This is a genomic window from Streptomyces sp. NPDC051976 (assembly GCF_040680795.1).
Lineage (GTDB): Bacteria > Actinomycetota > Actinomycetes > Streptomycetales > Streptomycetaceae > Actinacidiphila.
The window spans coordinates 1-10,114 of record NZ_JBFAXL010000117.1 but is presented as its reverse complement, the minus strand read 5'-3'; the positions used below and the strand labels follow the sequence as shown (position 1 = coordinate 10,114).

Genomic DNA, 10,114 nt, shown 5'->3' with positions numbered 1-10,114 from the left:
CACGGGAACCGAACCAGCGCCCGCAAACCGATGAAGCACTTCAAGGACACAGACCTGCATGCCTACGTGGCCAAGCGGTTGGGGAACCCTGCGCCTTCCCATGACCGCAGCCACCCGCAGCCTCGTATCGACGTCATCGGCATAGCCGGCATTTCCCGTGAGCGCTGGGACAAGCTGGACGATGCCGCATGGAGAGGCCTGCAATCCCTCGCTGTCAACGACAAGGTCAGCGTCGTGCCGGGAAGTGACGCCGCCCGCCGCTATATCTGGGCGCGAGTCATCGCATGGAATGGGGAATTGATGGCGTCCATCCTCGTCCATTTCGCCTACGAAGGCGGATTCCTGCGCGTCACCGTGCGACCGCACATCATGGCCCCGCTCAACCCGGCTGTCGATGGGCTCGGCGGCCAGAATCCCCGTACGCTCCGGTGGTTCGGCCTGGCCGCGTTGCACGCCGTTGGCGACATGGCGGCGGGAGTCAGCCAGCTCTTCCGGCGCAGGCCCAAGCAAACCCCCGAACTCGGCCGGGAGCCGGGACCCGTCAGCCTGCGGGAGGTCTACAGCCTGCGCTGGATCAGCGACATGCACATGAACGACGACGCCCGCTACTACGTCCAGATGATGCAGCGCCGCGTCTTCGACTCTACGGAAATCTTCCTTCGAGACCACAACGTCGACATCGCCGCTTACCAGCAGCAAGCCACCGCCATCTACAACTTCGGCGTTATGAACGGCGGGACCATGAACGGGTCCGTCCAAGCAGCTCCCTTCTCCAACGACGTGCAGATGAGCTAGGAGTCACCATGCCTCTCGGCCGCAACCACCCAGACCCCACGCCCGGAGGCCCCAACTTCGGCGTCATCAACAGCGGTCACATGTCCGGCCCAGTGCAGGCCGCCGCGTTCTCCTCGAACGTCTCACAGACCAACCACCTGGCGCCCGGAGCGGTGGAGCGCGCCCAGGACAGCATCCAAGACTTGCGGCAACTGCTCGACGCCCTCAGTGCCCAGCGCCCCGAGGCCGCACAAGCCCTGCGCGCTCTCGACGAGATCAGCCCCCGTCTGAACACGGCGGACCGAGACCCAGGAGCACTACGCTTCATGCTCGAAACGCTGACCACCGCCTGTGCCGCGATCCCCAGCGTCGTCGCCGCCGCCCAGGCAGTTCACTCCTCCGTTGCCGCGCTACTTCCCGCCTTCTGAGAGGAGTGCCGCCCGGCTTCTGGCGCCTTGATCGATCGTGGATCTTAGGCTGATCCTCTGCGCCGCTTCCAGGTGGAGCTGCACATGGCATTCACCCTCTGGGTGCGGGTTGTGCCAGAGCGTGGAAGCGTGATCCGGCTGGCGCATCCTGGAGTTGGGACACGAGCCGAGCCTGGCTGGGATGCTGGGGCGATCAGCGGCGTGAGAGGGGCAGCAGCATGCAGTGGGAAGTCCACGGTGAGAGGCCGATCTACGAGAACCCGTGGGTGAACCTGTGGCTGGTGGACGTGCAGCAGCCGGACGGGCGCCGCTGGGAGCACCACGTGCTCAAGCTGCGGCATCTCGCGGTGGCCGCGGTGGTCGATGACCAGAAGCGGGTGCTGATGATGTGGCGGCACCGGTTCATCACCGATACGTGGGCGTGGGAGCTGCCCATGGGGTTGATCGAGGAGGGGGAGACGCCGGAGCAGGCCGCGGTGCGTGAGGTGGAGGAGGAGACCGGCTGGCGGGTCAAGGGCGTCGAGCCGCTGATCTATGGCCAGCCCGCGAACGGCATCACCGACTCTGAGCACTATGTCTTCCGCGCCGACGTCGGCACGTACGTGGGGCCGCCGACTGAGGTCAACGAGACCGACCGGATCGAGTGGATCCCGCTGGCGGACATCCGGGGCATGATCGACCGGCGCGAGGTCGTGTCCAGCGGCTCTCTGATTGGGCTGCTCTACCTGCTCGTGGACGAGGCGACGAAGGCCTAGGCGAACGCCTGGCGCATCTTCGCCTCGAAGGCGACGACAGGGGCTTCCTGGGCGTGGCTGGCCAGGCTGGTGTGGAACTCGCGGACGTGGCCGACCACACGCGGGGAGTCCACGTTGGTGGCCAGGTCCAGGGCCACGCTTGCGGTCGAACACGCTTGCTCCAGAGCGCCGTTGTGCAACTGTGTGGAGGCGAGCCAGAAGGCGTGGAAGGCCCGGCCGCGCTGCTGGTCGCGGTGCTCTCGGCGCAGGCCCTCGGCGATCAATGGCTCCGCCTGTCGGTGTTCGCCGAGCTGGGCCAGGGCGATGCCGGTGTCCACAATGAGCTTGGTCTCGTCGAAGTACCGCACCCACTGCGGCGCCGCCCCTCCGTGAGCGCGCTCGAAGTGGGAGTGCGCCTTTGTGATGGCCCGGTGGCAGTCGTCTGGGGCGCGCAGGCTGGCGTGGGCGAACGCCTCTCGCATGTGGAGCATCGCCATGACCAGGCCCGGGGATTCGGTGTGCCGGGCTGTGTCCTGCGCGGCGGATGCCAGGGCTGCCGCCTCGTGGGCGTCGCCTTCGTACGTGGCTTGCAGGCTCAGGCAGGAGAGCACGTTGGCGACGAACTGCCGGTCTCCTACGCCTTGGGCCAGGTGAAGGGCCTGGGTGAAGTAGCCGCGAGCGGTGCTGTACTGGCGGGCATCGAAGTATGCCCAGCCCGCCATGCGGGCGAGCTCTGCCGCGAGGGTGACCAGTCCGTTGCGGAGTGGGCCTTCGCGTGTGCTGTCGATGAGCTGCTGTGCGTAGCGCAGGTGACCGACGACGGCTGGGCGAAGCGCGGCACCGCCGTGCTGATCGTCGTGACGCCAGTAGTCCTCGATGGACGACTGGATCGCGGCGAGGGTGGAGCGGGTGACCTGGCCGGTGTCGACCAGGTGGAGGATGCCGTCGAGGTCGGCTGCCGGAGTGGCGCCCGCCTGCGGACTCGGCGCGCGCTGCGGCTGCGAATCCGGTTCGGTGAAGGTGGTGGTGGCTCGCGGCGGGATTTCCCAGGGGCGGTGGGCCAGTCCGAGCATGGCGCCGGGGATGCGCAGCCCGTCCGCAACGCGCTCGATGACGTCGATATGTGCGAGCTTGCGCTGCCCGGACATGATCTCCCCCACGCGACTGGGGGTCATGCCGCATAAGGACGCGATCCTGGACGGGTAGATACCCGCGCGTCGGCGCACCAGGGCAAAGACGGCCGAGAAGTCCCGCACTCGACAGGCACGGATCATCTCCGCGTCGGCGAGAAGTGCTGCTGGCAGTTCCCGTGGTCCTTCCGCCGTGGGCATCGGCGGCTCCCCTCGCCTCGGTTGCACAGCGTGAACGAGACCTGACGCCTCGCAATGTTACCCATGTTGGGTAATCACATGGGCCTTCTTGGCAGGCACCGCGGAACGGGACGCTTCCCCAACACGCCGCTGAAGCGGTGTGACCTCTTGGAACCTCGACAGGGGCGGTGCGCCCCGATGTAGGGGGAGCACCATGCCCGTATCGACACCACCTGACGAAGCCAACGCCACCGCGCAGAGGTGGGAACTGTGGCTGAAGCCCCTCCCGAAGTCGGTGAGCGACGCCCGCCGTCACACCAGAGCGGCACTCGCCGTCTGGCAGGTACCCGGCGACGCGGTGGACACGACCGCGTTGATCGTCAGCGAGCTGCTGACCAACGCGATCAGGCACTGCGACAGCCGTCACCTGGTACAGCTCCGCGTCATCGACAACGGCGACAGCCTCCTGATCGAGGTCGACGACCCCGACACCACCCATCCCCGACCGGTGATCGCCCCGCCAGACGCGGAAAACGGCCGTGGGCTGTTGCTGGTCCGGGCAGGCGCGTCCGCATTCGGCGCACGTGGCCGCCAGCCATTCGGCAAGACCGTATGGGCGACCGTCGAGACCGGTGAGCGCGCATGGTGAGCGGCAGCACTCTGCTTCCGCCTCCCGTCGCCGATGCCCAACTGCCTGCGGTGGCCGAGTACCGAGGCAATCACACCGCGTTCGAGCGTGAGGGTTACCAGCGCCGTTACTGGCTCGCTCGCGACACTGCGCTGACGCCGACGGCGGCTTTGGAGTGGATGCGTCGCCGGGTACGGGAGACCGCCGTGCAGCTCGACAGCCCCGCGCGACGGCCGGCCCAGGCATGGCTGGCTGACAACGGGGCCCAACAGGCGGCGCTGGACCGGCTGGGGGAGGGCCGGCCGGTGACGTTCACGCTCACCGACGACCAGGCCCGGTACGAGGTCTTCATGCAGCCCGTGTACGGAGCGTCGGCCGGCGCGGTGCCGCAGGCCCGTCCCGCTCCGCGGCCGAGCCGCCGTCGGCACGCCGCTCCGCGGGACCCGCCGAGTGCCGCCGGTGTCCGGCGTTTCGCGAACAGGCTGATCTTTCAACCCCTCGACGTGGGGGCGCTCGTCATCCTGCTCGTGCCGCGATAGTCCCTCCGCCCCCTTCGCCTCAACCCCGCACCTGGATCCGGTGCATTGAGGCGGCGCAAGAGCCCCGACCCGAGGAAAAGCGGCCCTTCAGACAGGCATGGCCCCGCGGGTCGGTGGGATCCGCATCTGCGGCGGAGTCAGCTCAACAGGCTTCGCGCGCAGGCGGACATCGATAGCACCACGCGTAATTCACCTACGAGGAAAGGCCGTTTCCATGAGCCCCAACGTCACGCACACCACCAAAGCAAGTCCGGCGGCCGCAGCCCCGGCCGCGACAGACGGCTTCGAGCTGGACGTCACCCTGGTCGAGGTCGGCGACACCGCGGGCCTCGTCAGCCTGACCGACGACGGCTGCGGCGAGACCTGCGGTGCGTGCACCACCAACGTGGCCTGACCGTAGGCGCACGGGATCCCAGGCCGGTGTCTTCGTGGCCCGCCGCGCGAAGGCACCGGCTGTCCCTCTGGACCAAGAGGTTGTGATGGCTTCGAATACCGTGTTCCGTGCCGGTAGGACCGCGCTCGTCCGTGCGGTCGCCCGGCCGGCGCTTCCTGTCCCTCCTTGCCCGGACCTCGATGACCCCTCCCCTCGTGGCGGGGTGGTACGGCTCGCGTGGTTGCGGCAGGTCTGGTCCGAGGAGGACGTCGCCGAGGTGCTGGAGCACGCCAGCCCGGCCCTTGCCTCTCAGGTTCGGGGCTTGTGTTCCTCCGGCACCCCGACCGACCGCGATGTGCGGCGTGCCGCGTCCTCGGTGGCCCGCTACGTATTGCGCGCCGAGCAGCGGTCCACTCCCTTCGGTTTGTTCGCCGGAGTCACTTTGGCTGCCATCGGGCATCGCGCCGACGCGACGTGGGGTTCGGATCACACGGTCGTCGCACGGGCGAGCGCGGAGTGGCTGTCCGTCGTCGTCGGACGGCTGGAGTCGTACCCCGAGTTGCTGGAGCGCCTCTCGGTGGTCCTCAACAACACCGCTCAGGTGCGCGGCGGGCATCTTGTCGTGCCGTACGAGTCCGACAGCCACGGCGATCAGCGGCGTGCGGTCGAGGCATCCATGGTCCTGACCGGTCCGGTGCGGGCGGTCCTGGACGCTGCCCGCGAACCCATCTGTGTGGGCGTACTCACCGACGAGTTAGCTGCGGACTTCCCCGCGGCAGGTTCGGGGAGAGCGCAGCGACTCATACAGGCACTGATCCAGAACCACGTGCTGATCACGATCCTGCACGCGCCGAGCACCGAGGCCGACGCCTTGGATTATCTGCTGGACCAGCTCGACGCCGTGAACGCTGACACGATCGCTCCCGTCGCAGACACCATGCGTGAACTTCGTTCTGTACGAGCTGACTTGCGCCGGTGCCGCTCCCACAGCGGCCGGACCAGTGCCGCCGAGCGAATGCGCGCCCTGGTCCCAAACCTGCGCCGCCACCCCCTCGCCTTCGACTTACGCTTGGACGCCACGGTCGAGCTGCCGGAACAGGTCGCGCGCGAGGTCGAGCGCGCTGCCTTCGTCCTGGCCAGGGTCAGTGCACTGCCGTACGGGACCGCGGCGTGGAAGGCGTTCCAGCGGCGGTTCTACGAGCGGTACGGCATCGGCACGATGGTGCCCCTCAACGAAGTAGTCGCCGACAGCGGCACAGGCTTCCCCGACGGCTACCCGGGCGCTCCCTCAGACGGACGCCGCTCCCGCGTCTCGGTGCGTGACGACACTCTGGTGAAGCTGGCCCAGGCCGCTGCCCTCGACGGCCGCGACGAAGTGGTCCTCACCGACGATCTGATCGGGGCGATGGACTTGGGGCCCGAACGGCCCAGGGTGCCGCCGCACCTGGAGGTCGGCGTCCGGGTTCAGGCCGCCAGCACCGAGGAACTGCAGCGCGGCCGGTTCCGGCTTGAGGTGGCGAGTGTGTCCAGGGGCGTCGGCGTCACCACAGGCCGGTTCCTCAGCGTGCTTGGCCCAGAGGACCGCGAGCGGCTGTCGGAAGAACTGGCCGACCTGCCGACCGCCGACGCCGGAACCATCGCTGTCCAGTTGTCTTTCCCGCCTCTTCATCCCACCAGCGCCCACGTCACGCGCGCTCTGCAAGTCCTGCCCACCGTGATCAGCGTCCAGGAACACCGCACCCCGACCGGCGACGTGCTCAGCCCGGCCGACCTGGCGGTGGCGTGCGACGGGCGCCGCATGTACCTCGCCGCACCCGAGCGCGGGCTGCGGATCGAAGCCGTGGGCATGCACGCGTTGAACCTCAAGGAGCACACGCCGCCGCTGGTCCGGTTCCTCACCGAGCTGTCCCGGGCCCAATGCGCTCAGGTCACGCTGTTCGACTGGGGCGCCGCGAACACGATGCCGTTCCTGCCCCGCCTCTGTTACGGCCGTACGGTGCTCGCCCCGGCCCGGTGGCGCCTGGAAGCCGCCGAACTGCCCGGCCGCGACCGCCCGCAAGCCCAGTGGGCCAACGCCCTGGAGGACTGGCGGACTCGGCGGCGGATGCCGCACCGGGTCCACCTGGCCGAGGGCGATCGCCGCCTGCTTCTCGACCTCGGCCAGGCGCCACACCGAACCCTGCTGCGCCAGCACCTGAACCGCACCCCGTTGGCGATCCTCGTGGAAGCAGCCGACGCCGACGCCTACGGCTGGTGCGACGGCCGCGCGCACGAGGTCGTCGTACCGCTCAAGGCGACCCGGCCCCCGGCGTGGCCCGCGCTGCCGACCCCCGCCCCAGCCCGTACCCTCTCCCCGGAGCAGATCCAGATGCCCGGCGTCTCCTCGCTGCTGCTGGCCACCCTCTACGGCGACCGGCGGCGACAGGACGCCCTCCTCTCTCAGCACGTCCCCGACCTGCTGGACCGGCTCGGCGGCCCACCCTGGTGGTACATCCGCTTCCGCGACCCCGACCACCACCTGCGGCTGCGCATCGCCCTGCCTCATCCCGACGCCTTCGCCGAGACCGCCCGCACAGTCGGCGTCTGGGCTAATGAGTTGCGCGCCGTCGGACTGCTCTCGGACGTACGCTTCCCTACCTCCTACTGCGAAATGGGCCGATGGGGCTCAGGCCCGGCATGGGACGCCGCCGAGGAAGTGTTCCGTGCCGATTCGCGCGCTGTCTTGGCCCAACTCACCCAGCGCCAACGCCCGCCCCAGCGTGCGCTGGTGGCCGCGCACACCATTGCCATCGTCACCGCGTTCCTCGGCAGCACCGAGGCCGCGATGCGATGGCTGACCACCCACATCCCCTCCACCGCACCCGCCCCGGTGCCCCGCCCGCAGTTCGCCGAGACCGTACGGCTCGGCGACCCGTCCAACGACTGGGCAGTGCTGCGTAACGAACCCGGTGGCCAAGCCACCGTGGAGGCGTGGGCTGACCGGGACACAGCCCTCACCACCTACCGCGCCCACTTCCCCGGTCCGGACACCCAAGGCATCGACCTGGACGATGTCCTGTCCTCGCTGCTGCACGTCCACTTCGTCCGGCACGTGGCGGTCGACTTCCCCGAGGAAGAGATCTGCCTCTATCTCACCCGCGCCGCCGCCCTGGCCTGGTTGTCCCGGAGGGCACGGTGACCCAGCACCTCGCGCTGGCGGTCGCGGACGCCGTCGCTGACCTCCTGGCCGACCCCGAGAGCGCCCCAGTAGGCCCGCGCACGACAACCACCGACCGTCAGCAGCTCGCTTACGGACCCCCGGGAATCGCCCTGCTGCACATCGAACGAGCCGCAGCCGGTCTGGGGTCGTGGCAGCGTGCCCACAACTGGCTCGCCGCAGCCACCCAGCAACCGTTCACCAGCGGCCCCGACAGCCACCCGTTCTACGGCGCCCCAGCCCTCGCCCACGCCGTCGTCTGCGCGGCCCAGCACCAGCCCGGCCCCTACCAGCGCGCCCTTCTCGCCCTCGACGCGCAGATCGACAACGACATCCGCCGACGTCTCGACGTCGCACACCGCCGCATCGACGCCGGCCACCTGCCGCAACTGGCCGAGTTCGACGTGATCCGAGGACTCACCGGCTACGGCGCCTACCTGCTGCACCGCGACCCGCACAGCCTCACGCTGAGCCGAGTCCTCGACTACTGCGTCCGCCTGACCGAATCGGTCAGCGACGACGGCGAGACTCTGCCTGGCTGGTGGACCGCGTCTGGGCCCTCCGGCCGCCCGGACGAACGGTTCCCGGGGGGCCACACGAACAGCGGCATGGCACACGGCATCGGCGGAGTCCTCGCGCTGATGGCCTTCGCCGCCCGGCGCGGCAATGCGGTCGCCGGTCACCACGAAGCCATCCGCACGATCCTGGCGTGGCTAGACCGCTGGCAGGAAGACACCGGCTCCGGCACAGTTTGGCCGTACTGGGTCACTCGCGCCGAACTCCGCGAAGAGCGCCTCGCGCCGTCCGCGCCACGCCGTCCCTCGTGGTGCTACGGCACCGCCGGCCTCGCCCGCGCCCAGCAGCTCGCCGCCCTCGCGCTCGGCGACAGACGCCGTCAAGTCGAGGCAGAAATGGCGCTCGTCGCCGTCCTCGCCAACTCCGCACAGCTCAAAGCCACCACGGACAACGGCCTGTGCCACGGCTACGCCGGACTGGCCCACATCGCAGCCCGCACCGCCGCCGACGCGCACCCTTCAACCGCCCCACAGCTCCGCGCGGCGATCTCGCCACTCCTGACCGCGGTGTGCCCGCCGTGGACAGACCCCGCCACCGTCGCCGCGGCCATGGTGCGGGACGAGCAAGCCGGGCCCGGATTCCTCAACGGCGCCGCCGGTATCGCCCTGGCACTCCTTGCACCAGCCACCGCGGTGCCTCCCACATCCCCCTGGGACTCCTGCCTGCTCATCGCCTGACCTCGCCGACCGAAGGACCCGCCCATGGACCCGGACCGCTGGCACCAGCACAACGTCACCTTCACCGACCGAGAGAGCGCCAAGCGCGCCATCACCGAACGCCTCGGCCCCGCTCTGCTCGCGGCCGAGGAAGCCGGACAGCTCGACGGCTGGTGGTTCATGAACAAACAGCCCTGGCCGCTGCGATACCGCGCCGCGCAGCCGTCACCGCTGGTCCAGTCGGCCTTGAGCGGACTCGTTGACGACGGCACGGTGAAGTCCTGGCTGCCTGGCATCTATGAGCCGGAGTTCACCGCCTTCGGCGGAGCCCTCTCGATGGATGCCGCCCACGACCTGTTCCACGAGGACAGTCGCAACCTGCTCACGTACCAGCCCGACCCCGGCCACCTGGGCCGCCGGGAGACCGCCGTCCTCCTGATCAGCGCCATGATGCGCGCCGCCAGCCTCGACTGGTTCGAGCAAGGCGACGTATGGGCGAAAGCCGCCGCATTACGACCGGCCACCGGAGCACTCACCCCGGAGCGGACCGCCACCCTGATACCGGCGATGCGCACCCTGATGACGGTTGATGCCCACAGCCTGTGCCGCCCAAGCGGGCCACTCGACGGGCGTGCCGAGTGGGTGGCCGCGTACGAGCGGGCCGGTACGACGCTGGCCCACCTCGCGACCGAGGGCAGGCTCTCTCGCGGTCTGCGCGCCGTCATCGCCCACCACGTGATCTTCCACGCCAACCGCGCAGGTCTCCTCCCGGAGGACCAAAGCGCCCTGTTCAGCACCGCACGAGAGGCAGTCATGGGATCGAGTGACAACACCGCGGCGTCCACTGAGGGCACGCCCAAGACCACTAGCGTCGGGGCGGTGACCACCGACACCATCGCC

9 protein-coding genes and 1 pseudogene are annotated in these 10,114 nt (G+C 69.4%); 9 read left to right on the top strand and 1 reads right to left on the bottom strand.

What is annotated here, in order from left to right; translation table 11 throughout:
• The 3 genes and pseudogenes from AB0M29_RS44370 to AB0M29_RS44360 all read left to right on the top strand — a co-directional run.
• Positions 1-795 (top strand): annotated as a pseudogene (locus AB0M29_RS44370) (hypothetical protein); the annotation flags it as partial.
• A gap of 8 nt (positions 796-803) precedes the next feature.
• Positions 804-1,202: a hypothetical protein gene (locus AB0M29_RS44365; protein ID WP_365393389.1), complete on the top strand. Its 399-nt coding sequence runs from the start codon at positions 804-806 to the stop codon at positions 1,200-1,202.
• A 218-nt stretch (positions 1,203-1,420) separates the two neighbouring features.
• Positions 1,421-1,957 (top strand): NUDIX hydrolase, encoded by a 537-nt coding sequence (locus tag AB0M29_RS44360; RefSeq protein WP_365393386.1) that lies wholly within the window; start codon positions 1,421-1,423, stop codon positions 1,955-1,957.
• On the opposite strand, the gene AB0M29_RS44355 is transcribed toward AB0M29_RS44360, so the two are convergent.
• On the bottom strand, positions 1,954-3,210 hold the full coding sequence (locus AB0M29_RS44355; protein ID WP_365393391.1) for a helix-turn-helix domain-containing protein: 1,257 nt from the start codon (positions 3,208-3,210) through the stop codon (positions 1,954-1,956). The two genes, AB0M29_RS44360 and AB0M29_RS44355, sit on opposite strands and share 4 nt — an antisense overlap.
• A 250-nt stretch (positions 3,211-3,460) precedes the next feature.
• Here AB0M29_RS44355 and AB0M29_RS44350 point away from each other — a divergent pair, with 250 nt between their 5' ends.
• The 6 genes from AB0M29_RS44350 to AB0M29_RS44325 form a co-directional block, all read left to right on the top strand.
• Positions 3,461-3,895, top strand: coding sequence for an ATP-binding protein (locus AB0M29_RS44350; protein ID WP_365393384.1), 435 nt, complete (start codon positions 3,461-3,463; stop codon positions 3,893-3,895).
• Complete coding sequence (locus AB0M29_RS44345) at positions 3,889-4,413, top strand: hypothetical protein (RefSeq protein ID WP_365393382.1); 525 nt, start codon at positions 3,889-3,891, stop codon at positions 4,411-4,413. The genes AB0M29_RS44350 and AB0M29_RS44345 overlap by 7 nt, the downstream gene beginning before the upstream one ends.
• Positions 4,414-4,627: 214 nt before the next feature.
• Positions 4,628-4,807, top strand: coding sequence for an FxLD family lanthipeptide (locus AB0M29_RS44340; protein ID WP_365393379.1), 180 nt, complete (start codon positions 4,628-4,630; stop codon positions 4,805-4,807).
• An 85-nt stretch (positions 4,808-4,892) separates the two neighbouring features.
• Positions 4,893-7,964, top strand: coding sequence for a lantibiotic dehydratase (locus AB0M29_RS44335; protein ID WP_365393377.1), 3,072 nt, complete (start codon positions 4,893-4,895; stop codon positions 7,962-7,964).
• Positions 7,961-9,235, top strand: coding sequence for a lanthionine synthetase C family protein (locus AB0M29_RS44330; RefSeq protein ID WP_365393374.1), 1,275 nt, complete (start codon positions 7,961-7,963; stop codon positions 9,233-9,235). The genes AB0M29_RS44335 and AB0M29_RS44330 overlap by 4 nt, the downstream gene beginning before the upstream one ends.
• A 24-nt stretch (positions 9,236-9,259) precedes the next feature.
• Positions 9,260-10,114, top strand: an 855-nt coding sequence (locus AB0M29_RS44325) for a thiopeptide-type bacteriocin biosynthesis protein (RefSeq protein WP_365393371.1), incomplete at its 3' end; no start/stop codon positions are given.

Bases quoted from the DNA above. Each gene is read 5' to 3' on its own strand.
- AB0M29_RS44335 (WP_365393377.1), top strand. From the start codon at position 4,893: ATGGCTTCGAATACCGTGTTCCGTGCCGGTAGGACCGCGCTCGTCCGT.
- AB0M29_RS44365 (WP_365393389.1), top strand. From the start codon at position 804: ATGCCTCTCGGCCGCAACCACCCAGACCCCACGCCCGGAGGCCCCAAC.
- AB0M29_RS44355 (WP_365393391.1), bottom strand. From the start codon at position 3,210: ATGATCCGTGCCTGTCGAGTGCGGGACTTCTCGGCCGTCTTTGCCCTG.
- AB0M29_RS44345 (WP_365393382.1), top strand. From the start codon at position 3,889: ATGGTGAGCGGCAGCACTCTGCTTCCGCCTCCCGTCGCCGATGCCCAA.
- AB0M29_RS44350 (WP_365393384.1), top strand. From the start codon at position 3,461: ATGCCCGTATCGACACCACCTGACGAAGCCAACGCCACCGCGCAGAGG.
- AB0M29_RS44360 (WP_365393386.1), top strand. From the start codon at position 1,421: ATGCAGTGGGAAGTCCACGGTGAGAGGCCGATCTACGAGAACCCGTGG.
- AB0M29_RS44340 (WP_365393379.1), top strand. From the start codon at position 4,628: ATGAGCCCCAACGTCACGCACACCACCAAAGCAAGTCCGGCGGCCGCA.